Origin of the sequence: Shewanella subflava (genome assembly GCF_025971955.1) — a bacterium.
Lineage (GTDB): Bacteria > Pseudomonadota > Gammaproteobacteria > Enterobacterales > Shewanellaceae > Shewanella > Shewanella subflava.
In genome coordinates, this window is record NZ_JAPDMX010000033.1 from 1 (window position 1) to 23,109 (window position 23,109).

Consider the following 23,109-nt stretch of genomic DNA (forward strand, 5'->3'; position numbering starts at 1 on the left):
ATGCCAACCAGCACCGAATATCGACAGCTTGTTACCCTGGAATTTTAAACGATAGGTGTAGTTGCCCAGACGCTTACAACTAATGAGCAGAAAATACTGCTGGTTAAAGGTTGTACTAGGCTTACTTTGACCCCAAATGCTCTTAATGCAAACGCAGTTTTGGACAGAAGTTCCTTAGAGTTAATGTTAAAAACGCTCTAGTTCATATCACGATAAGTATGGCTAAAATAGGAAAGTGGACTTCCCACACTTTACTAGACACCTAAATAGTTACGATGAGCCTCATTGTACTTATGTCTGAAGTTAAAAAGTCTAGAGTTTGGCTGGAAGTTTTGATTATATGCCTGTTTTGTCACTGATTGAAACTTGATAATCAAGACCATAATTGATCTTTGAGTAAGCTTTATTAGTGACCTTATTTTTTAAATAATGGTAGGGCTTAAACCAAGAAATATCTACGGATACCTCATTATCATTTACAATTATTCGGTGAAGAATCTGAGTTTTATCTACAACGGGTATACTTACAAGTAAGTCATCTCGTGATTTTTGTAAATTATTGAAGTAAGCCTCTGACTCAGAAACTATTTGTTCCGTTTTCAAAATTGAGTCTAAGTAAAGTGTAGTGATGACTTCTAGAGTAGAGTTAATAGCAAAAGTTAAGTCTATTTCGTCATTGAAGTTTTCCTGAAACTTTTTGACTCTTTGTGCACTTTTTGGACCTTTGAAATAAGTATTCACCAACAAGCTATCTCTTTTGAACGATGCTGACATGTTGTAATTAAGCATACTCATGCCCTTATTCCACTCTGCATTAGCTTTAATAATTTCGATAGGTAAACCTGCATGTTGAAGATAGTTTCGTATTTCAGTTGCCAACAATAGAAAGCTCGGTTCTTGAGCCATAATTTTATCTTTAAACTTTTTAGCTTCACTTCTTAAGTTTTCATTTGAAGTTACCTCAACACACAGACACCTTTGGTCACGCTCATGGTGGTAACTATCACTATATAACTTTGCCAAATTAAAAAACGAAGTTGAGGCCGCGTTCAACTTCACTCGATATTGTGATGCATACAAAGAGCCTTCTTCTAGCCCTCTCCCTGATGAAAAGTCTCTGACTGATATGGAAAAAAAACTATCAAAGTAACTGTAATATGATTCTAATAGTGTCGCGTAGTTCTCAACATTTTTAAGAGCCCTAGTTAACCTTTGACGATGTGTGTGATATTCAGACTCGACAATCGGAAAATCGTAACAGGTTTTAACCCATGGTTTACCACTGATGACTTTAGTTACCTCAATTTTTGCCATTTTAACATCCACTTAGCATCGTTTTTAGTCATTATCGTACCTTTTTATATTAGCCATTAACAGAGAAAATCTATCTATATTCAAAGCTAATTTTAGTGATAAGACTCAATTAAAACGAGTACCCAGACAGGTTTTCTCAATACTGAGATTTTTCCTAATACGAAATGGGATTAAACAATCGAAATATTAACCACAGAGCTAAGTTTATTGCTTTAGTTTGCTAAAATGTTTTGGGGCAAAACCGTGTTAGTTTTGCCCTGTTAAGTTCATACATTTAATCACCCGATCATCAAATATCATATTCAATTTTTTCTAGATATTTCAGTAATGCTTTAGCCTGAACATCTTTGCCATAGCGGCCGTAGGTGATGTTTGGGTTACTGTGCCCTACCAATTGCGCGACAATATGCTCACTGACATCTAATTTCTTCATTTCATCAATAAATGTGTGTCTAAAACCGTATGAAGTCGGCCGTTGATTAGACTTCATCCCTATTTGGCTTTGCAGTTTAGCTAACTGTTTACAATAGGTTTTTGACCAATCTTCATTGCCCCCGACTGGCTTATAATCAAATAACTGGGGTTGGCATTGTCGTTGTGTGACAAATTCAATAAAGCCTTGCGCTATCAGTTTGGGATGAATGGGCGTAGTCCGTTTAGCGTTAAGGTTTTTAAGGCGCTGATTATCACCACTATCATCAATGTTAATGCAATAAATGCCGTCCATTAGCTTAATATTACTAGGTCTAAGCTGACACGCCTCTGATGGCCTTAAACCGCCATAAAGCATCAATCGCGTTACCCACTTAAAATCGGGTGTTGAAGCGTTAAATTCAGCTGAGTGTAACAGCCTTTTTAATTCGCTCGTATCCCAACGGTCTCTTTCTTGGTTGGCTTTCACTTTGGGCTTTTGCCCTACTGTCACGTTTTCAAAAGGGTTTTGATTGCAATAGTTCATTAACTGACACCATTTAAAAAACTGAAAGACGGCTGCTAGGTATTCTTTATTGCTTTTGTAGCTTCTGCCTTGCGTGAGTAATTCATCACGATACTTCATCGCATCGGCAGAAGTAATGTCGTTAGTGCAAATTGCTTGGGTATTTTTTGATGACCGGTTAGCTATTATTGGCAATAGCTCAATGAAGTGGCGGGTTCGCTGTGCGAGTTGTTTAATCGACAGTGGCCTAATGCCTGATTTCTGTTTTGAAGCAACAAATTCTGATAATGCATCATCAAGGGTAACAACGGGCATTACTTGGGCTATAGCCGTGGTTTCTCGGTGTTCATACAGCTTTGTTTCTCTAATGGGGATTTTATGCCCCTTCGCTTGCGCAGTGCTGGCTGAATTGTTGTTATCAAACTCAGCACGTATCTCGTTTATCACTTCATCTACGTAACGAATAAAGTCATTGATACGGGTTTTATGGTCTATTGAATTAATGATTCTTTTCAGTGTGCCTGCAACATCAATATTGCGAATAACCGCTTCTGCTCTGTCGCAAGTCAACAAAGAAACTTTAATATCAAAAGGAAAGCCTTTATCGCGTAACGATTTGGCTAAACAGATTCGTGTGAAATACACGTTATTGGGGGCTCGATAAAGGTACATTGTCTGAGTCAATCCTCTTGGAAAGCCTCTCTAACGCCAAAAACAAAAAAAGCCGTTGATAATCAACGGCTTCTTTCGTATTTAATATGGCGGAGGGATAGGGATTTGAACCCAAGAAATTCGCCATAATTAAAATTTAAAATACATTAAAATCAATAACTAATCGAAAAATCACGTTTCAGGTAGTGAACATTCGTAGTCTATATATGACATTTAAGTCCTTATCGGTTAGGTTGTCAATTGAAAACATAATTACTGATTTTCTTGGTTGTATTGTGCATACAATATATCAGCGAAATCTGTTTCATTTATAACACCAAGCACTAAATCTCTTACAGCATCAGCTAACAGTGTGTTATCACTCGTCAATTCAAAATCATTCAACGACAAATACTCAAGCGCAACAATCAAGCCAGTACGTTTATTTGCATCAGGCAAAGAATGAGCAATAGCGATACTTGCCGTATATTTGGCAGCTATTTCAAACACATCATCTAAACCATCGTACACGATTGCATTATCTATACGGCCTAATGCCCCTTGTAATTTTGAGACATCGATTTGCCCTTTCATCCCAGGTTCGGTTTCTAAAATGAATGTATTGATTTCGATTACACGCTCAAATGGAAAGCAGATAATTTCCATTACATATCAGCCAATTTCTCGAAAGTCTTTCGATGCGTTCTTAAAGCAAGCTTCGTTTCTGACTTTACTATTTGTTGACCATAAATCCCAGATAAATCAAGTTCTTTAGTTGCAGTGATTTTAGGTCGCACAACGGCATTAACACCATAAGCTTCAACTTTTTTATTCATCTAGAACTCCATTATTGTGAAAATGTTAATTATAGTACCAAACTCATTGCACCATACAGTGTTAAGTATAAACAAAGGCAAACTAATTAAAAAATCACAATGCAATCAACAAAGTCGTTTACACCCTAAATGAGCCTGAAACTAACTGTGCAAAAAGCACCTCTGACTTGAATAGTGCCATCTTAGGGTTAACCGATAAATGTCTCGGCTTTGGCATCCTGCATCGCCCTACCTCCTAAATCCATTTAGTCGTAGTGCCCCTGATATTTCAAAGGAATGAAAAGTGTCAGGCATCGATAAGATCGCACTAAGAGAGCCTCTATATGTGTTTGCATGCTGTTATTTTTAAAAAGCACGACGATTTAACAGCTAAATGACAGACGAAGTAGATGAATTTGTTGATTGATTTTAATTTGACTGACAAAGCAGTCAAATAAGTTAAGCTCGCCTATTGACTGGCGGGAGGCTCATATGTGTTAGCTGCTTTGGGCCGACTCAGGATCATACCAAATACCATATTTGTCACCTTGCCATTTCAGCCAATGGTATAAATAAGCTGTAGCAAGCATGAGCAGACCACCGACAAGAGCAGCTTCACTTATGAAGCCTAAACAACAAAAAGCAAAGCCACTAATATGCCCAATAACTTCAATTCGAGATGCTGACTCTCTACTAGGTCTAGTTTGTAAGAAATTAAAAACAAACCAGCATTTCAATACAAAAGGCAATTTTTGCCAATTATCCGATTTTTTATCTATCATAAATTTCTCCTGATTCAAGGTTGAAATATCAACATTAAGTGCAGCAGCAAGACATTTAAGAGATTCTGAGCTAGCATTATGTCCGCTTTCAATGCGCTGGATTGTTCTAACATTTAATCCAGACATTTGAGCTAATTGCTCTTGCGAAAGATGACGGCTAATACGTAGTTCTTTTAGGATCATTAAATTTACCTCTGCACTTAAGAATCACAAGTATTCATTGATTTCCTTAGTGTCGGTTACGAATTTAACCCGACATTTCCCCGACAGTGCGGGAATAATTGTATTCGTAGCAGCAACGCACACCTAAACGGCGAGCAACTTGTTGAGAGTCCTGCGGCCGCAGGCCGCGTTGTTTAGGCGCTTGATACTCATTGAGCCCCCTCCCTAGCAAGCCGCATCAACGGTATGCTTAAGGTGACCAAACCAACAGGAGAAAGCTCAATGAGATTTTATAATAACTCACATCCATACTACTGTGGTATCGATTTACATGCACGTTTACTTTACGTCTGTATTATTGATTCTAAAGGGGAAGTTGTTGCTCACAAAAAGATTGGTGCCAACAAAGATGACTTACTGCTCATTCTGGAACCTTATATCGGTAATGTGATTGTCGGGGTTGAGTGTATGCATTGTTGGTATTGGGTGTCAGACTGGTGTGCTGAACTGGGTATCGATTTTGTGTTAGGTCATGCGCTTTACATGAAGGCTATTCACGGTGGTAAAACCAAAAATGATAAAGTCGATTCCTTTAAAATTGCCACACTATTGCGTGGTGGTAACTTTCCAATAGCTTATGACTATCCAAGTGAAATGCGTGCAGCTCGTGATCTACTGCGCCGAAGAATGAAGATTGTCCGTCACGGGGCCATGCTCAAAGGTCATGTAGTTAACACCAACAGCCAATACAATTTACCTGCCACTGAACTTAACCTTAAAAACATCTCTGCAAGACAAAAACTGCGCGAGCAATATCAAGATCCTATCGTGCAACGTAATATTGATTTAGACATGGCGCTACTTGATTGCTATGCCAAAGAACTCGCTCAAGTTGAATGGTTCATTGAAAAACAAGCCAAAAATCATAACCCCGTGTATCTAGAACTACTTAAAACAGTACCTGGCATCGGTAAGATTTTATCGCTGACTATCCTCTATGAAATTGGTGATATCAGTCGATTTGAGTCAGTGCAAAAGTTTGCTTCATACTCTCGATTAGTCAAATGCAAAGCTGAGTCTGCGGGTAAAACCTATGGTACTAATGGTAATAAAATCAGTAATGCTCATTTAAAGTGGGCATTCTCTGAAGCTGCTGTGCTTTACCTGCGAGGCAATGATAAAGCCCGTAACTATCTTAATAGATTACAAAAAAGAATGAGTAAGGCTAAAGCGTTATCTGCACTGGCACATAAGCTTGGCCGCTGTGTTTATTTCATGTTGAAGAACAAAACGGTGTTTGATGAACAACGATTCTTAAAAGGATAAGTCGCGCAATAAGGTGAGCTGAACGTCTAACTAGATACTCTTTGAAAAAGAGAAGCGAGCATGACCGTGAATGATGTGCCTAATGAAGCAACGACTTCTCACCATCATTACTATGCCAAATGCTATTTAAGCTACATCGCCTTGATTAGACACCTTATTGGCGCGCATTAATGAATACAATCAACAAAGTCGTTTACACCCTAAATGAGCCTGAAACTAACTGTGCAAAAAGCACCTCTGACTTGAATAGTGCCATCTTAGGGTTAACCGATACCCCTGATATTTCAAAGGATTGAAAAGCGTCAGGCAGCGATAAGATCGCACTAAGAGAGCCTCTATATGTGTTTGCTGTAAACGACGATTTGACAGCTAAATGACAGACGAAGTAGATGAATTTGTTGATTGATTTTTATTTGACTGCCAAAGCAGTCAAATTAGTTAAGCTCGCCTATTGACTGGAGGAAGGCTAATATGTGTTATGTTCTTTTATCCAATATTCTTAAATACAAGTTTATGAAAGCAAATAAAATGACCCCAAAAATAAACGGTAAAACAAAAATAAATAAATCTTTTGAAATACCAAATGATTTAATACTCCAAAAAAATCCAGATATTATTATGACACCGCCAAAATAGTCGTACAGTTTAAGTCCGCCACCTGATTTGAAGCTTGAAAGTCTGAATGGAACACAAATCCCTGCCGAAAAGTAAGTAACAAAACCAGCAGAGTAAAAAGCACTATAAAGCCCACTTTCATAAAGTGCGAGACAAAAAACAGCAAAAACACCAATAAAAAATTTTAACATTTGTCTCCAACTTTAAACATGCGCCAGGCTTACAAAGAACATAACAGCTTATTGAAGGGCTTGCGCAGTAAAGTCAGTCCCTTAACTTATTGATTAATAACATCCTACATTTGCTATCTTATTGATGTAAAGCAATTAATTGTATCAAGCAGACAAAAACAAACCGAGGTTGCGCGTAAAGTAAGATATGCCTTGACGGCAATAAAAATTAAAGCAAATAAAATCAGATGATTATGATTTATCTATTTTTAATACGATGCAACTAAAGCACGATTTTCAATCCATTTTTATCATAAATTGATGAAACACCATTATAACTGTACATAAAAACAGTGCAGTCCATATAAAAGTGGTGATGCTGCTTTTGTATTTAACGCTTTTGATTTTTAACATGCGAAGCATGTGGCTGTTGGGTTCAAAGGGGTACTCCCCTTGCCCGTAGCACCTATCACATCTCTTGGGGAACCCAAAAGTGGGATAGGTGCGTACCCGGTTACTATGTCATCCCACTTTTTAAGTGGGCTAATCTTGAAAGCATTTTATTGTTGTTATCAATATTCAAATAACGCCCTGTCAGTGTGATAAATCTGCCAGTTAGAGCCTAAAAACAGCGCCTGTACGCGCTTAATTGCATTTTTATGGCCATCAAAAAGCCGAGAATTAAATACAGCAATTTTTGTATATTTTTTACTCTCATAGAGTGCGAAACATTTAATTTATCAAAATGCCTCGCTCTCTGGTGTAGTGAAATGTTTACCGTTGTTCGTACCTGTCTGATGCCTTAACCCCGATAAAGGCCATTTACAGTCTCATTTTGCGCTAATGTCGTTAATTTTGTGTCGGATAGGTATTTTTGAGCCATTTTTAGTGATTATTTTTGCCCGTAGAGATGGCAAAATTCTCTGAAAAATCACCGTCAGTTCGATTTTTTTGCGTTATTTGAGCAAATTTACGGCTTTCAATACGCTCAGATTTTGCGATTAATGGGTTAATTTTAAGCGCTCTGGCGAAATATTTAGCTCAAATTGAATACTATCTATGACTGGTTTGAGCGTTTTAACATCAAACTTTTTGCCGTAACGTCCGTAAGTGATGTTTTGATAAGCATGACCGACAATTTGTGCCACTAATGATTCTTCTATTTGCCGTTGTTTAAGCTCATCAATAAAAGTGTGCCTAAATGAGTAAGCTGTTGGGCGCTTGCCTGCTGTGAAGTTAAGTTGGTCGAGTAATTTGCCAAATTCACGGCAAAAGGCATGTGACCAATTGCCGTCATGACTGGGTTGATAATGAAATAACGGTTTTGATTTTGATGTCCGGTCAGCGCGTTTTTTTACAAAATCCATAAACCCAAGTTCAATCAGTTGCTGGTGTATAGGTACTTTGCGTTTTGATTGCTCTGTTTTGAGCTGTTGGCCTGCACTGGCATTAGTGATGTTCATTAAGGCGATACCGTCTTTGACTTCAATATCATGAATATGCAGCTGACAGGCCTCTGCTGGGCGTAAGCCGCCATACATCATGAGTAGCGTTATCCATTTAAAGTCATGGCTTTTGTCGATAAAGGCGGTTGAGTTTAAAACCTGCTTAATCTGGCTCGGTTGCCAGCGCAAACGCGCTAAATCGTGTCCAGCCTGATTAGCAGGTTTAGTGAGCTTGACTTCATCAAACGGGTTTTCAGTGGTATAGCGCATTAACTTGCACCATTTAAAAAATTGCGACACCGCAGCTAAATAATCTTTGTTACTTTTATGGCTTCTACCCTCCTCTAATAAACAGTCTTTGTATTCCATTGCTTCAGCACTTGTTATCGCGCAGACATCATCTAAATGGGTGCGTTCAATAAAGTGACCTATACGTTGATTAAGCTGCTTGACCGTTAAGGCTGAGACAGACTGCTTTTGTTTGGAAGCGATAAATTTAGATAATGCGTTACACAAATTTACATTAATCATTGATTTTAAATTGCTTTTATTCTCTATTTTATTTAACGATACCCGATTATCGTTATAGGGATAATTGTCATATGTCGCTGTATTATGTGCTACTTGCGTTGGTCGAGTCGGTATCAATTGCGTGACTTCCCGCACTGGCTTGGCGTTATCATCAAGCGTATCTGTTACCCCAACAAAGCTCGCTCGAGCATCATTAATCAACGCATTAACCTGAGTTTTAAACTCATCAGGCTGTGATTGTGGGGTTAAGTTACTGATTAATGGTCGTAAGATACCCGCTATCACTAGGTTTCGGCCTATCGCGATAGAGCGTTGTTTGGTAAGCAATGATACTTTGATGTCAGCAGAAAAGCCTTTATCACGTAGATAAACAGGCAACACCATGCGGGTGTAATAGGTACAATTTGTGGCGCGAAATAAGTACATATGTCTCAGTCATCCGTTTTTGGCCTGAGAATATGATTTTTCAAATGCTAGAAAGCAAAAAAGCCATTGATTATCAATGGCTTTTTCACTTTAAAATATGGCGGAGGGATAGGGATTTGAACCCTAGAACGGGGTAAACCGTTGCCGGTTTTCAAGACCGGTGCATTCGACCACTCTGCCATCCCTCCGAACGCGGCGAATAATATGACAACCTATTGATGCTGTAAAGCCCTAATTTAAAATAATTACCTAGATGATTATTTTAAAACCAAAATGATTAGTCTTTAGTCTTTTTTATCGCAATACGAGCAGGATCTGGCATGATAAAAGAACCTTGCACGCTATTCCATGAGGTATGGCGGCTTGTGTAATATGCGCCAAATACTATCAGTGAACAAATTAAGATACCTAAACCAATTGCTTGCTCACCTGCGTTTGCAAATGCAGCAACAATGCTTGACGCACCAAATGCGACACTGATTTGTATAAAGTTCTGTAATCCAGCGGCTTTAGCGGCATCATCTTTAAATGTTTGTAATGCATTATTCACAACAATTGGGTAAATCGCGCCATTAGCTGCTGCCATAAAAGCAAATACAATCAACAGTGGGTAGATAGTTGTCATCTCAAAAACGATGGTCAAGATGGAAATAAGCATTGTTGTCGTAAAGAAAAGACCTAACTGTACTTTTAGTGCTGTATGACTGCCTAGTTTTTTAATCAGTATTTTTCCACTATAACCGCCAACAATGAACATTATCGTTTGCGGAATAAAACTTAAACCAATTGCGGTGGCATCAAAACCAAACTTATCCATTACCGCAGGCCATAGAGTTAAGTAGGAAAAAAATGCACCTGAACACGCGGCAAATATCATCACATTACCCACGTAAAATGGATTTGCTAACATTTGTTTAAATGTCATGGCCTTATTTTTTTCAGCCTTGATGGATTCAGCACTTGGTTTGTCCGCTTTAACAAAAAACTGAGTCATAAGAATTAACATCACACCCAATAAAGCTAAGCAAACAAAAATACTTTGCCATCCCCAATAAGACAAAAAGAATGCTCCGATCAGTGGTGCTATTGCGGGTGATAGCGCCACAAGCGGCATAATGTTTGATAATACCTGCTGTGATTCTTCAGCATCATATTTTTCAATAACCAAAGCTTGCCAGATAACACTTGCACTGCATACACCAATTGCTTGGATAAAACGGCCAATATTCATCATCACAATATTATCGCTAACAATAATCAAACCAGTTGCGATAACAAATAGCATTAACCCTAAAAGTAATGAATTTCGCTTGCCCCATTTTTCAACTAACTTGCCATAGAGCAGTTGACCAAATGCTAAACCTGCTAAGAATGTCGTGAGCGACATTGCCACTTCAGCTGTTGAAGCTCCAAATGAGCCTTCAATTGATTTAAAAGCAGGCAAATACATATCTGTGGCGATAAAACACAGCATGCTTAAAATAGTTAAATAAAGAAAAAATCCTGCTTTCTCTATCATTCCGTGGGATTTTTGTTGTTTACTCATATCTAATACTCAAATGATTTTTCATTAGACATAGTTTAAATATTAGAAATTACTCTGTGAAACGTTTATATTTGAACGTAGCTATCAAAAAATATCACAGCAAGGGTATTGCTATGCTTTCAGAACAAACACTCCATATGATCGATATCGTTGCTAGATTAGGCAGTTTTACCGCCGCTGCAAATGAGCTACATAAAGTGCCTTCTGCGGTGAGTTATGCCGTGAAGCAAGTCGAGACTGATATTGGTGTAGTGTTATTTGAGCGACACCATCGCTCGGTTACCTTAACTGAGCCTGGTAAACACTTTTTACAGCATGCAAGAGAACTGCTCAGACAAATGGATGAGCTTAAACGTGAAACTCAACGCGTTGCCAATGGCTGGCAACCCACCTTGTCTATCGCGCTTGATAACATTGTGCGTGCAGATAAAATTAGCTCATTGATTGCTGACTTTTATCGACACTTTGATGATGTCGAATTAATCATTCAAATTGAAGTGTTTAATGGTGTTTGGGAGTCATTGGCTAGCGGACGAAGTATGGTAGCCATTGGCGCAACCACAGCGATACCCGTTGGTGGTGTATATCAGTATCGTGATATGAAGGATATTGAATGGGCTTTTTTAGTCAGTAAAAACCATCCGCTTGCCGATATCGATAGACCGTTAATTGATGATGAACTTCGTCAATATCCAGCAATTTGTCTTGAAGACACTTCTAGAGAAATTCCTAAACGCACAACTTGGTTGTTAGATAATCAGCGCCGTTTAGTTGTACCCGACTGGATCCGAGCAATTAACTGTTTTCGTTCGGGTTTAGGAATAGGCTATATGCCAATCCACCTTGCACAGCCTTTCATTGCTAGTGGGATGTTAGTTCAAAAGACATTGCAAAACCCTAAACCATCAAGTCCATGTTGTTTGGCTTGGGATCAAGGTCGTATGTCCCCTGCACTTCAATGGGTGCTGGATTATTTGGGTGATACTGAAAAGCTACATCGTGAGTGGTTAGCTTAATCTAAGCTAATCACTTGAATATGAATAAAATAGCCCCATATTTAAATGTAATGTCGCAATTGAATTGTTACAATGGAATTTGTGCAAAACGTTAATAATTAATATTCAATTAAGCTAGCTTGTTGACAATGAAGCCATTGCTAAATTAACACGGATTAATGGTCAATTAGCTTTATTATAATGATGACAGCAACAATTTATAATAAGCTGGGCATTCATTAACGAATTTACGGTCAGGCGGTTCACATTACAAATCTGCCTGATTCAAATGCTAGAAAACGTATTTATATGTCTTGGAGACGATTATGAATCAACACACTTTGTCGAGCCAACATGCTACGACGATGGAAACAAACAAACTCATCAAAAACACTTATATGCTACTTTCGATGACATTAGCATTTGCCGCGGTGATGGCAGGTGTTGCAATGGCTTTGAATATCGGTCCCTTTATGTCTATCGGTCTGTCTTTAGGCAGTATTGTAGTGATGATGGTCACCTTGAAAAAAGCTGACAACGCTTCTGGCCTAGCTTGGATTTTTGCTTTCACGGGTATGCAAGGTGCATCACTGGGTTATATCTTAAATCACTATGTTGGCTTAGCTAATGGCCCTGAATTGATCATGCAAGCCTTTGGTTTAACATCGATTATTTTTGTGTCGTTATCGGCTTATGCGATTACTACCAAAAAAGACTTCAGCTTTATGGGTGGTTTTCTATTTGCGGGTTTACTTGTTGTAATTGGCGCATCGCTGATCAACATGTTTGTTGGCAATGGTGTGGCTTTCATGGCCATTCAAGCCGCTGTTGCCATGTTAATGGTCGGTTTGATCCTGTTTGATACAAGTCGTATCGTGAATGGCGGCGAAACAAACTACATACGTGCCACCATTTCTTTATTCCTTAACTTTATCAATTTATTCATGGCCCTACTTCACTTATTAGGCATGGGTAACGACGATTAATCGTCATTACTGATAAATTAAGATAAAATGGCCCTAGTTTAGGGTCATTTTTTTTATAATGAATAAATTCATCGTCCAAGTTAACGGTCCCGCTTATGGGTCAACAGCCAGTTTCAGAGCACTGAAGTTTTGCCAAGCGGCTACCTCTGCTGGTCATCAGGTCATCAAAGTCTTTTTTTACCAAGATGGCGTGCAAAACAGCAACTCGTTGCATTGTCCTGCCTCGGATGAAATTAATCTGCACCAACTATGGGTAGATTTTTCTCAATCACAACAGGTGCCTCTTATCAATTGCGTATCTGCAGCACTAAGGCGCGGAGTGTTATCTGAACAAGATGCAATAGAAAATAGTAAATCGCAATGGAACAGTGCGAGCGAATTTACCATGGGCGGCCTTGGTGAGTTAGTCAGTGGCATTGAGCATGCCGACCGTCTAGTGTGTTTTTAAGGACAAAGATGAAATGAAAAAAGTGTGTATTGTATTTCGACATTCTCCTTATGGCACAACCCATACCCGTGAAGGGATAGATTTTGCGTTATTAAGTGCCAGCTTTGAGCAGCAAGTATCGCTAGTATTTTGTGATGAAGCCGTATTGCATTTATTACCCAACCAACAGGCAGAATTAGCGGGTAGTAAGGATTATGTCGCGGTTTTTAAAGCCTTTGACTTGTATGAAATTGAAACGGTATTAGCCTGTAAAGCATCACTTGATGCGCTTGGGATCGATCAAAATGAGCTAGCTATTAATGCACAAATAGTAGAGGCTGCAACCATTAGTGCGGCACTGGCAGATGCTGATGAGGTATTGGTATTTTGATTTTACATCACATTCAAACATCCCCTAGCCATGACAACGCAATGCGATTGTGTTTAAGGTATATCCGCTCTGGCGACAGCATTATTCTGACTGCTGATGCAGTTAACGTTTTACTCTATCAAGAGTGGTTAAACCTGCTGACCGCTGTACCTGTTTATGTGTTAAAAGATGAAATAGAAGCGCGTGGATTAGCGGGTAAATTAGCCGATATTTCCAACATGAAAATTAATGTGATTGATGTTGATGAGTTCGTCAATCAAACGCTGCATCATAGCAAGGTGATTACATGGTAAGTCCCGTTTTTGAATTTATGTTTGAGTTTAACGGCCAAATTATCGAAACCGATAAACAGGGTTATTTAAAAAACGTCGAGGATTGGCAACAAGAGATGGCGCCATTATTAGCCGCGACAGAAAACATTGAATTGACTGATGCCCATTGGGAAGTGATCCACTTTGTCCGCCATTTCTATTTAGAATACAAAACCAGTCCAGCGATTAGAGTATTAGTAAAGGCGATTGGGCAAAGTTTAGGACCTGATAAAGGCAACTCAAAGTACCTTTACACCCTATTCCCCGTTGGCCCCGCAAAGCAAGCCACAAAGATTGCAGGCCTTCCAAAACCGGCAAAATGTCTTTAAATATGGATGTTAAACCTGAACTCTAGTTTATAAATCTATCTTCAGCGGCTATTTGCAGCGCTGACGGTCTTGGATTCACTTGCAATAGACCTGCTATTGCACGTTTATGAAACGCTGTTAGCAAGACAAAACGCTGTTTGGTAAGCGTTTATTATCCCAGTCTGAAGTTATTTAAATCAGACATGTTTACATGAAAAAAACATAAAGCCCCGAAGCATGATGCTTCGGGGCTTTTTTGTATGTTACTGGTAAATTAGGGTAACGTATTTTCAAGTAATATATACAAGGCCTGGCTCAGTTGAGCTAATACCACAAAACCAAAAAAATACATCACAACAGTATATACCACGCTGTTATTTTTAGGCTTTCGCGACATGAATTGACGTTCTCAACAAAAAATATCTAATGCGCTATTTTTAATGAAAAACTCTTTCCTAGTCAATAACTTTCGGCTTTATCCGATAACTTCTAAACCACCCATATAAGGGCGTAATACTGTAGGTACTGTAATTGTACCATCTGCATTCTGATAGTTTTCAAGTACAGCCACCAGTGTACGACCAACGGCTAATCCCGAACCGTTTAATGTGTGTAATAAAGCAGGTTTATTATCCACTTTATTACGGTATCTCGCCTGCATACGACGTGCTTGGAAGTCCTTCATGTTTGAACAAGAAGAAATTTCGCGGTAAGTATTTTGTGCAGGTAACCACACTTCGATATCAAATGTCTTACTTGCGCCAAAGCCCATGTCACCGGTACACAACACCACCGTCCGGTAAGGAAGTTCAAGCGCTTCTAAAATACTTTCAGCATGCTTAGTTAACTCATCTAATGCCGCCATTGAATGGTCTGGGTGCACAATCTGTACTAATTCAACTTTATCAAATTGGTGCTGACGAATTAAGCCACGAGTATCACGGCCGTATGAGCCAGCTTCACTTCTAAAACACGCTGTTAAAGCCGTCATTTTAATCGGTAACTCTGCTTCATCAACAATAGAATCGCGAACCAAGTTAGTCAGCGGCACTTCAGCTGTTGGGATCAAAGACAAGCTTTGCGCTTCTTCAGTCGCTGGTTTAGTGTGAAATAAATCTTCACCAAACTTAGGTAATTGCCCTGTGCCTAACAAGCTGTCTTCATTGACTAATAACGGTACGTAAGCTTCGGTATAACCATGTTTCGTGGTATGGGTATCAAGCATGAACTGGCCAAGGGCACGATTTAAACGCGCAATTTGACCTTTCATGACAATAAAACGTGAACCGGTAATTTTTACCGCATTTTTAAAGTCTAAGCCCTGGAGTGCTTCGCCTAAATCAAGGTGATCTTTCACTTCGAAATCAAACGATTTCGGCGTTCCCCAACGCCTTACCTCTACGTTATCGTTTTCATCAGCACCGTGCGGCACTGCATCGTCAGGTAAATTGGGTAAGCTCATTGCAATCAAGTTTAGTTCTTGCAATAACGCCGTTAATTCGGTCTTTTTAGCATCTAACTGGGCACCTAAATCACCGACTTGAGCCATGATCGAACTTGTATCTTCACCACGCGCTTTAGCTTGACCAATGGACTTAGAAATTGCATTGCGAGAAGCCTGAAGCTCTTCGGTTTCTACCTGTAGCGATTTGCGCTTGTCTTCTAATGCCGAGATGTGCTCTACATCTAAGCTAAAGCCGCGGGCTGCTAAACGTTTAGCAGTGTCTTCAAGTTCGTTACGCAAAAATTTTGGATCTAGCATGTTGTCAGTTCTTTTTAGTTAAACGCGAGAAAAAATTAGCTGCTGACCTAAATACACCATGAATAAACACAGGGTAACGTTCAACAACACATTAAGCATACTTTTAAACCATAACCCCTCTTGCATCAGCAATAAGGTTTCATTAGAAAAAGTAGAAAAGGTAGTTAATGCTCCAAGTAAGCCTACAGCAACGAATGACTTAACTTCAGGGCTTAAATGGCTAAGTTGCCCTAAGGCATAAACTATCCCCATTAAAAACGATCCTAATACGTTGACCAACAGTGTACCAAAAGGGAAACTGCTTCCAAATACTTGGATCATAAAAATTGACATAAGATAGCGTAAAACAGCGCCAATCGATCCACCCAAGGCCACAAACAGAATATTAGTCATAACGTTTTAGCTCACTTTGTTGATCACGCAGGGCTAAATTGGTCAATTTGTCTTGAATGCGCTTTTCAAAACCACGATTGGTTGGTTGATAAAAATGGGCATTTTGAAGTGATTCAGGGAAATAATTCTCACCGGCAGCAAATGCATCAGGTTCGTCATGGGCATAACGATATTCCTGACCATAGCCAATATCTTTCATCAATTGCGTGGGAGCATTACGTAAATGATTGGGTACAGGCTCGTGCCCTGTTTGCTTAGCCAGCTCTCGAGCTTGTTTAAACGCCGTATACACGGCATTACTTTTTGGCGCACTGGCAAGATAAAGCACTGCTTGTGCTATGGCGCGCTCGCCTTCGGCTGGCCCTAAACGATGAAAACAATCCCACGCATTGAGTGCCACGGTCATTGCCATAGGATCCGCATTGCCGATATCTTCGGAGGCTATGGCTAATAAACGCCTAGCCACATAAAGCGGATCGCCGCCGCCTTCTAAAATTCGACAAAACCAATAAAGGGCTGCATCGGGGGCAGAGCCACGTACCGATTTATGCACCGCGGAGATTAAATCGTAAAATTGATCACCATTTTTGTCATAACCCGCCACTTGATGGCCAGCTACTTGGGTTAACATTTCAAGGGTAAATTTGCCATTATCGGCAACTAAATCACCCATTAGCTCAATTAAGTTTAAGGCTTTGCGAGCATCACCATCACAAATTTTTGCTAATGAATTAGCCACCTCATTGGGTAACATCAGTTGTCTTTTACCCAACCCTCGTTCTATATCCGTTAATGCTTGTTGAGCGATTTGAATGATTTCGTCATTGGTTAAACGATTGATTAGATAAACCCTGGCCCTTGATAAAAGTGCATTATTGATTTCAAATGAGGGGTTTTCAGTTGTTGCACCGACAAAAATCACCGTGCCATCTTCAATGAAAGGTAAAAAGGCATCTTGCTGGCTTTTATTAAAGCGATGAACTTCATCAACAAACAATAAGGTTCTTTGACCACGACTTTGCGCAATTGCTTTTGCCTGTTCAATGGCGGCGCGAATATCTTTAACACCTGAAGTCACGGCAGAGATGCGTTCTACATGAGCATTGGCATAATGCGCGACTAATTCAGCTAAGGTGGTTTTGCCTGTACCTGGCGGCCCCCACAACAACATGGAGTGGGCACGATTTGCCTCTAATGCTTGACGTAAGGGTTGGCCTGCACCGAGTAAATGCATTTGACCAATATATTCACTGATATTGCGCGGCCGCATTTTCGCCGCTAACGGGCGAAAATCGGGGGCGAAATTAAAATCTAGGTTGGCCACAAATTATTGGATCTGCTTTAAACGTTGATCATCAATATCAACATTTTCAGGCAGTGCAAAGTGAAACAAAGATTGCTCGGATGGCGTGACACTGCGCTGTTCAAGTAAGGTAAATTGGCTTAAATTGCCTTGCTCATCGGTCAAGTCAAAAGCGGATAACTGATTCTTATTGAAACACACAGTCACCGCAATCACGCTGCCTGTAGCCTCTTTGGGGATAATATCAAAGCAAGCCGATTTTTTTGCCGATTGCTTAACATTGTACTGCGACCAAGTGGCTTCATCGCGATGAACTAATAAGGCGATTGGAGATGCATCAACGGCTTGAGAGACATCCATTACCGTGACTTCTTCTGCAAACGGGTTATATACCCATAAACTTGAACCATCAGCCACTATCAAAGACTCATCTGGTTCGGTCAAATGCCAATAAAATTTATTCGGATATGACAAGGCAAAAATACCGCTGCCGGTTTGAATCGGCTTGTTGTTCACATCGGTGACTTTTTGTTGAAACTTTGCATACAAATTATCGATATTTGTCAGCTTGCCACGTAATGCCTCAGCATCATTGGCGCTTGCAATACTACTGCTCAACAAACTGGCAGCGGCAATGGTAATAATGGCTATTTGCTTTAATCGCATAACTTTTCCTAATTTCTTGGTGGCGGTGGCGCCAATACTTCACGATTGCCATTATGGCCTTGGGAGCTAACAATACCTTGTGCTTCCATTGACTCAATTATTCTTGCAGCTCGGTTATAACCAATTTTGAATTTTCTTTGTACGCTAGATATCGAGCCTCTACGCGTTTCGGTCACAAATGCGACCGCTTCATCATAAAGTGCATCAAGTTCATCATCTGAGTCTGCTGACTCACCAGGTAACAACACTTGCTCGCCATCTGACACACCATTCAAAATTTCTTGTACATATTGAGGTTTACCGCGTGCACACCAATCTGCTACCACTTTATGTACTTCATGATCATCAATAAAGGCGCCATGAACACGGTTAGGTACGCTAGTTCCTGGGGGTAAATACAACATGTCCCCCATACCGAGTAAAGTTTCAGCGCCTTGTTGATCTAAAATCGTGCGCGAATCAATCCGTGATGACACCTGAAATGCAATTCGGGTTGGAATGTTAGCTTTAATCAAACCGGTAATGACATCAACCGATGGGCGCTGTGTGGCTAAAATCAAATGGATACCTGCCGCGCGCGCTTTTTGGGCAATACGGGCAATTAACTCTTCCACTTTTTTACCCACAATCATGATCATATCGGCAAATTCATCAACGACCACCACAATGGCAGGTAACTTATCTAATGGTGGCGCTTCATCAAGCATACTTTCAGATTGTTTCCAAAGCGGATCAGGGATGTACTCTCCTCTTGCGGCCGCTTCTTTAATCTTGATGTTATAACCTTTTAAGTTACGCACACCTAAAGCTGACATTAATTTATAACGACGCTCCATTTCGCCCACACACCAACGCAGTGCATTGGCGGCTTCTTTCATGTCGGTGACAACTTCACACAATAAATGGGGAATACCTTCATAGACTGACAATTCGAGCATCTTAGGGTCAATCATAATAAATCGAACGTCATCTGGACCAGATTTATACAATAAACTGGTGATCATCACGTTAACGCCAACAGATTTACCTGAGCCCGTAGTACCGGCCACTAATAAATGGGGCATTTTGCCAAGATCAACAATGACAGGATCGCCAGAGATATCTTGGCCTAATACCATAGACAATTTCGACTTACTTTCTCTGAAAGCATCACTATCGAGCACATCGCGCATAAAGACGGTTTCACGGAATTTATTAGGTAACTCTAAACCGACGTAAGCTTTACCAGGGATAACTTCAACAACGCGAACATTTTCCGACAACAAAGAACGGGCTAAATCTTTTGATAAATTAGTGATTTTTGAGGCTTTAACACCCGGAGCAAGCTCTAATTCAAAACGGGTCACAACTGGACCTGGATAGACACCCACGACATTGGCGATGATATTGAAATCAGCTAATTTCATTTCAACTAAACGCGCGACTTGCTCAAGCTCTTCCTCGCTAATTGGATTTTTCTTTCTATCAGGTATGTCAAGTAAGCTCAAGTCTGGTAATGGTGCCATGGCCGCTCTTGGCTTTTCAGGTGCCTGACCGTCAATCATCACAATGCCATCAACAATTTTGGCTTCTTTTTTAGGTTGTTGCTGTGCAACTAATGCCCCTGTCGAATGTACTTGTTCGAATTCTGGTTCATCGATAAGGTCAGGGTTATCATCAAGATCATCAATTGCTGAAAAGCTGGGTATATTGTCTTCATCTTCTTCGGACCACGAGTCAAACGATGGCTCTAAATCTTTAATATCCTGCTGGAACATTTTAGGCTCAAGAGCATCGTCATGGTCATAATCAGCTTCAATTTCTACTTCTGGTTCAACGGGCGCTTCTTTCACCTTGCGGCTAAATATACTGCGCTTTTTTTCAGCCTTAGTGACTGGCATAGAAAAGGGTTTGATTGTTGGCTTATCTACATTATTTTGAATGCCATTATCTTCATTAATTTCCTCAAGCGGATTGATCTTAATGTTGCTATGAATGTCGTCTTCAGCAATAAGCGGTTGAGATAATTCATCGTCAAAACCACTGTCACGGCGTTGTTTAAATTTATCTACAACGGACATAAATCCGCGCGTGTCTTCTGTTTCACGATCACGTTTAAATGATTGTGGTAAGTTCCATATTTTTTTCGCGGACCAAATCACACCATGGCCAATTAACTCGATAATCGTCAGCCAACTAATGCCTGTCGCTAAAGTGAAACCAGCACCAATAAAACACAGTAAAAGCAATACGGTTCCAAGTACGTTAAAGTACGGCAACATAGCTTGGCTGATGACATCTCCGGCTACACCACCGGCAGAAAATACATATACATCATCCACATTCATGCTGACTAAAGCCGCTAAGGCTAATACCATTAGCATGAAACCAATAATACGTAAGCCAACTGAAAAATAATCAATTTCTAATAACTTGTGCGCACGATTAAAGAAAAACCAACCTGTGGTGGCAATAATAAGCGGGATACAGTAGGCAATAAAACCAAAGAAATACAACAAAACATCTGCTGTCCAAGCGCCAACAGCACCAGTCCAATTGTGAATTTCGCCTTGAAAATGCGATTGACTCCAGCCAGGGTCATTCGGGCTGAAGCTAGATAATGCTAATAATATGTATGTTGCGACCATACAACAAAAAATTAAGCCGCCTTCAAGTAGTCGCTGTAGACCACTGAGCGTTTTTAAACTATTTCCCTGAGTCAACGGTATCATCCATACATGAAATTAAAGACAGTAATTAAATAGAATATCACAGAATTAATCTGTGTTTTCAGTGATTATGCACTGTGAAAGCCATAAGCTCAATCGAATGTGAAGAGGATTTCATCGCTTAAATCGCGAATAAGAGAGGCTGGATAAATAATAAGCAGAAATAGCATGTAATAGCCTATTTCTGCTTATGCGGGCTGACAGGTTAACTGCTGCGATTTACAGCTAACCCTAACAAAAGTTACAACTCAGCAATTAAATTAAGTGCAACTTTATTGGTTTGCTTAACTTCTTCCATTACAACGTATGTACGAGTATCAGAAACTGAAGGCAACTTTAATAGGGTTTCCCCCAACAAACGACGATAAGCTGACATATCGGATACACGGGTTTTTAATAAGTAATCGAAATCACCCGACACTAAATGACACTCTTGAATATCATCGAGTAACTGAACAGCACGATTAAAACGATCAAAAATATCAGGGGTATCACGGTTTAACGTGATCTCCACAAATACTAATAATGATGCGCCTAAATAATGCGGATTAACTAATGCCGTATACCCGTTAATAAAACCTTGTTTTTCAAGACGTTTAACCCTTTCAAGACAAGGGGTTGGACTAAGACCAACACGCTTAGATAGCTCAACATTTGAAATCCTTCCATCCATCTGTAATTCATTCAAAATGTTTCTATCAATTCGGTCTAAATCTTTAATTGAATAGTTCTTATTATTTGCCATATTTTTAACTCTATTGTACCACTTTAACAACATTATTATCTTTTTATTATCAAACTTCAGCAGCATAAACTGCTGGACCGGTACTATACTAGAGCCTCCTGAAATAAGCACGTTCAGGGTAAATAATTAATAATAAAATTACTCGTCTCCCCTACGAGTACTATTCAAATCGAGGCTCAAAAATGATTATTGGTGTTCCAACAGAAATCAAAAACCACGAATATCGTGTTGGTATGGTTCCTTCAAGTGTTCGCGAATTGACTATTAAAGGTCATGAAGTCTTTGTTCAATCTGATGCTGGTGTTGGTATTGGTTTTACTGATCAAGACTATATTGATGCCGGCGCGGCAATATTAGCAACCGCGGCAGAAATCTTCGCCAAAGCTGAAATGATTGTAAAAGTAAAAGAGCCACAAGCCGTTGAGCGTGCGATGTTGCGTCACGACCAAATTTTATTTACCTATTTACACTTAGCACCAGATTTACCACAAACTGAAGATCTTGTTAAAAGTGGAGCTGTTTGTATCGCTTATGAAACAGTCACAGATGACCGTGGTGGATTACCACTGCTAGCTCCAATGTCAGAAGTTGCTGGTCGCATGTCTATTCAAGCTGGTGCACGCGCTTTAGAAAAATCATTAGGTGGCCGTGGCATGTTATTGGGTGGCGTTCCTGGTGTTGAGCCTGCTAAAGTTGTGATTATTGGCGGCGGTATGGTGGGTACTAATGCTGCTCAAATGGCGGTTGGTATGGGTGCTGACGTTGTTGTGTTAGACCGTAGCATTGATGCTTTACGCCGTTTAAATGTGCAGTTTGGTTCAGCAGTTAAAGCGATTTATTCAACTGCCGACGCGATTGAACGTCATGTATTAGAAGCTGACCTAGTGATCGGCGGTGTATTGGTTCCTGGCGCTGCTGCACCAAAACTTGTCACCAAAGACATGATTAAGCGCATGAAACCAGGCAGTGCTATTGTGGATGTTGCTATTGACCAAGGCGGTTGTGTTGAAACATCACATGCGACCACACACCAAGATCCAACTTACATTGTAGATGATGTTGTTCATTACTGTGTTGCGAACATGCCTGGTGCTGTTGCTCGTACTTCAACATTTGCACTTAACAATGCAACCCTGCCTTATATTATCCGTTTAGCAAACCTTGGCTATAAAGAAGCATTATTAAGCGACAAGCACTTATTGAACGGCTTGAATGTTATGCACGGTAAAATTGTATGTAAAGAAGTGGCTGAAGCCCTTTCATTGACATTCACTGAACCTAAAAGCTTACTTGTATAATCAAATTTTGTAAGCAACTGAATTTTAAAAAATACCGCTAATTTAGCGGTATTTTTTTTCTAATAATAAGGCAGTGATTAACACAAACAAGAAACA

The 23,109-nt window shown here is 39.8% G+C and carries 23 protein-coding genes and 1 tRNA gene; 9 read left to right on the forward strand and 15 right to left on the reverse strand.

From position 1 onward, the window contains the following. Positions 1 to 336: 336 nt before the first annotated feature. From OHT75_RS15800 to OHT75_RS15820, 5 genes are all read right to left on the reverse strand, one after another. On the reverse strand, positions 337 to 1,314 hold the full coding sequence (locus OHT75_RS15800; RefSeq protein WP_264728339.1) for a hypothetical protein: 978 nt from the start codon (positions 1,312 to 1,314) through the stop codon (positions 337 to 339). Between the two features lie 289 nt (positions 1,315 to 1,603). Then, positions 1,604 to 2,923, reverse strand: a complete 1,320-nt coding sequence (locus OHT75_RS15805) for a tyrosine-type recombinase/integrase (RefSeq protein WP_264728341.1) — start codon at positions 2,921 to 2,923, stop codon at positions 1,604 to 1,606. A gap of 252 nt (positions 2,924 to 3,175) precedes the next feature. Continuing rightward, the gene (locus OHT75_RS15810) at positions 3,176 to 3,568 is read right to left on the reverse strand and encodes a type II toxin-antitoxin system death-on-curing family toxin (protein ID WP_167677299.1); all 393 of its coding nucleotides are present in this window, start codon (positions 3,566 to 3,568) and stop codon (positions 3,176 to 3,178) included. Beyond that, positions 3,568 to 3,738, reverse strand: a complete 171-nt coding sequence (locus OHT75_RS15815) for an acetyltransferase (protein ID WP_264728347.1) — start codon at positions 3,736 to 3,738, stop codon at positions 3,568 to 3,570. The genes OHT75_RS15810 and OHT75_RS15815 overlap by 1 nt, the downstream gene beginning before the upstream one ends. A gap of 476 nt (positions 3,739 to 4,214) precedes the next feature. Continuing rightward, positions 4,215 to 4,682, reverse strand: coding sequence for a helix-turn-helix domain-containing protein (locus tag OHT75_RS15820; RefSeq protein WP_264728349.1), 468 nt, complete (start codon positions 4,680 to 4,682; stop codon positions 4,215 to 4,217). A 261-nt stretch (positions 4,683 to 4,943) separates the two neighbouring features. Between OHT75_RS15820 and OHT75_RS15825 the strand changes: the two genes are divergently transcribed. Both OHT75_RS15825 and OHT75_RS15830 read left to right on the forward strand, forming a co-directional pair. Then, the gene (locus OHT75_RS15825) at positions 4,944 to 5,987 is read left to right on the forward strand and encodes an IS110-like element ISShfr7 family transposase (protein ID WP_264728351.1); all 1,044 of its coding nucleotides are present in this window, start codon (positions 4,944 to 4,946) and stop codon (positions 5,985 to 5,987) included. Between the two features lie 170 nt (positions 5,988 to 6,157). Continuing rightward, positions 6,158 to 6,283 carry a hypothetical protein gene (locus OHT75_RS15830; protein WP_264728353.1) on the forward strand — a complete coding sequence of 42 codons (126 nt, stop codon included), beginning with the start codon at positions 6,158 to 6,160 and terminating at the stop codon, positions 6,281 to 6,283. A gap of 180 nt (positions 6,284 to 6,463) precedes the next feature. On the opposite strand, the gene OHT75_RS15835 is transcribed toward OHT75_RS15830, so the two are convergent. From OHT75_RS15835 to punC, 4 genes are all read right to left on the reverse strand, one after another. Further along, positions 6,464 to 6,793, reverse strand: a complete 330-nt coding sequence (locus OHT75_RS15835) for a hypothetical protein (protein ID WP_264728355.1) — start codon at positions 6,791 to 6,793, stop codon at positions 6,464 to 6,466. 980 nt (positions 6,794 to 7,773) lie between these two features. Beyond that, positions 7,774 to 9,174: a tyrosine-type recombinase/integrase gene (locus tag OHT75_RS15840; RefSeq protein ID WP_264728357.1), complete on the reverse strand. Its 1,401-nt coding sequence runs from the start codon at positions 9,172 to 9,174 to the stop codon at positions 7,774 to 7,776. Between the two features lie 98 nt (positions 9,175 to 9,272). Then, positions 9,273 to 9,362, reverse strand: a tRNA-Ser gene (locus OHT75_RS15845). Between the two features lie 89 nt (positions 9,363 to 9,451). Continuing rightward, positions 9,452 to 10,720 (reverse strand): purine nucleoside transporter PunC, encoded by a 1,269-nt coding sequence (gene punC / locus OHT75_RS15850; protein ID WP_264728358.1) that lies wholly within the window; start codon positions 10,718 to 10,720, stop codon positions 9,452 to 9,454. Between the two features lie 113 nt (positions 10,721 to 10,833). On the opposite strand from punC, the gene punR reads away from it, so the two are divergent. The 6 genes from punR (at position 10,834) to OHT75_RS15880 (ending at position 14,159) form a co-directional block, all read left to right on the forward strand. Continuing rightward, positions 10,834 to 11,736 carry a DNA-binding transcriptional activator PunR gene (punR, locus tag OHT75_RS15855; protein WP_264728360.1) on the forward strand — a complete coding sequence of 301 codons (903 nt, stop codon included), beginning with the start codon at positions 10,834 to 10,836 and terminating at the stop codon, positions 11,734 to 11,736. Between the two features lie 305 nt (positions 11,737 to 12,041). Continuing rightward, entirely contained in the window at positions 12,042 to 12,701 is a 660-nt protein-coding gene (locus OHT75_RS15860; protein ID WP_188839627.1) for a Bax inhibitor-1 family protein, read from the forward strand. A 58-nt stretch (positions 12,702 to 12,759) separates the two neighbouring features. Beyond that, positions 12,760 to 13,149 carry a sulfurtransferase complex subunit TusD gene (tusD, locus tag OHT75_RS15865; RefSeq protein ID WP_264728363.1) on the forward strand — a complete coding sequence of 130 codons (390 nt, stop codon included), beginning with the start codon at positions 12,760 to 12,762 and terminating at the stop codon, positions 13,147 to 13,149. A gap of 13 nt (positions 13,150 to 13,162) precedes the next feature. Continuing rightward, positions 13,163 to 13,519 carry a sulfurtransferase complex subunit TusC gene (gene tusC / locus OHT75_RS15870; RefSeq protein WP_264728365.1) on the forward strand — a complete coding sequence of 119 codons (357 nt, stop codon included), beginning with the start codon at positions 13,163 to 13,165 and terminating at the stop codon, positions 13,517 to 13,519. Beyond that, positions 13,516 to 13,812, forward strand: coding sequence for a sulfurtransferase complex subunit TusB (gene tusB, locus OHT75_RS15875; RefSeq protein WP_264728367.1), 297 nt, complete (start codon positions 13,516 to 13,518; stop codon positions 13,810 to 13,812). The genes tusC and tusB overlap by 4 nt, the downstream gene beginning before the upstream one ends. Positions 13,813 to 13,829: 17 nt before the next feature. Continuing rightward, complete coding sequence (locus OHT75_RS15880) at positions 13,830 to 14,159, forward strand: TusE/DsrC/DsvC family sulfur relay protein (protein ID WP_406682051.1); 330 nt, start codon at positions 13,830 to 13,832, stop codon at positions 14,157 to 14,159. Positions 14,160 to 14,613: 454 nt separating this feature from the next. Here the strand turns inward: OHT75_RS15880 and serS are convergent, their stop codons facing one another. The 6 genes from serS to lrp all read right to left on the reverse strand — a co-directional run bounded on the left by serS (position 14,614) and on the right by lrp (position 21,715). Continuing rightward, the gene (gene serS, locus OHT75_RS15885; protein WP_264728371.1) at positions 14,614 to 15,900 is read right to left on the reverse strand and encodes a serine--tRNA ligase; all 1,287 of its coding nucleotides are present in this window, start codon (positions 15,898 to 15,900) and stop codon (positions 14,614 to 14,616) included. Between the two features lie 18 nt (positions 15,901 to 15,918). Beyond that, the gene (crcB, locus tag OHT75_RS15890) at positions 15,919 to 16,293 is read right to left on the reverse strand and encodes a fluoride efflux transporter CrcB (protein ID WP_264728373.1); all 375 of its coding nucleotides are present in this window, start codon (positions 16,291 to 16,293) and stop codon (positions 15,919 to 15,921) included. After that, complete coding sequence (locus OHT75_RS15895; protein ID WP_264728375.1) at positions 16,286 to 17,617, reverse strand: replication-associated recombination protein A; 1,332 nt, start codon at positions 17,615 to 17,617, stop codon at positions 16,286 to 16,288. Before OHT75_RS15895 ends, crcB begins: the two co-directional genes overlap by 8 nt. A 3-nt stretch (positions 17,618 to 17,620) precedes the next feature. Continuing rightward, entirely contained in the window at positions 17,621 to 18,262 is a 642-nt protein-coding gene (gene lolA, locus OHT75_RS15900; RefSeq protein WP_264728378.1) for an outer membrane lipoprotein chaperone LolA, read from the reverse strand. An 8-nt stretch (positions 18,263 to 18,270) separates the two neighbouring features. Beyond that, positions 18,271 to 20,964: a DNA translocase FtsK gene (locus tag OHT75_RS15905; protein ID WP_319803642.1), complete on the reverse strand. Its 2,694-nt coding sequence runs from the start codon at positions 20,962 to 20,964 to the stop codon at positions 18,271 to 18,273. Between the two features lie 247 nt (positions 20,965 to 21,211). Continuing rightward, the gene (gene lrp, locus OHT75_RS15910) at positions 21,212 to 21,715 is read right to left on the reverse strand and encodes a leucine-responsive transcriptional regulator Lrp (RefSeq protein ID WP_261299224.1); all 504 of its coding nucleotides are present in this window, start codon (positions 21,713 to 21,715) and stop codon (positions 21,212 to 21,214) included. A 182-nt stretch (positions 21,716 to 21,897) separates the two neighbouring features. Between lrp and ald the strand changes: the two genes are divergently transcribed. Continuing rightward, the gene (gene ald / locus OHT75_RS15915) at positions 21,898 to 23,013 is read left to right on the forward strand and encodes an alanine dehydrogenase (protein ID WP_264728382.1); all 1,116 of its coding nucleotides are present in this window, start codon (positions 21,898 to 21,900) and stop codon (positions 23,011 to 23,013) included. Positions 23,014 to 23,109: the final 96 nt, after the last annotated feature.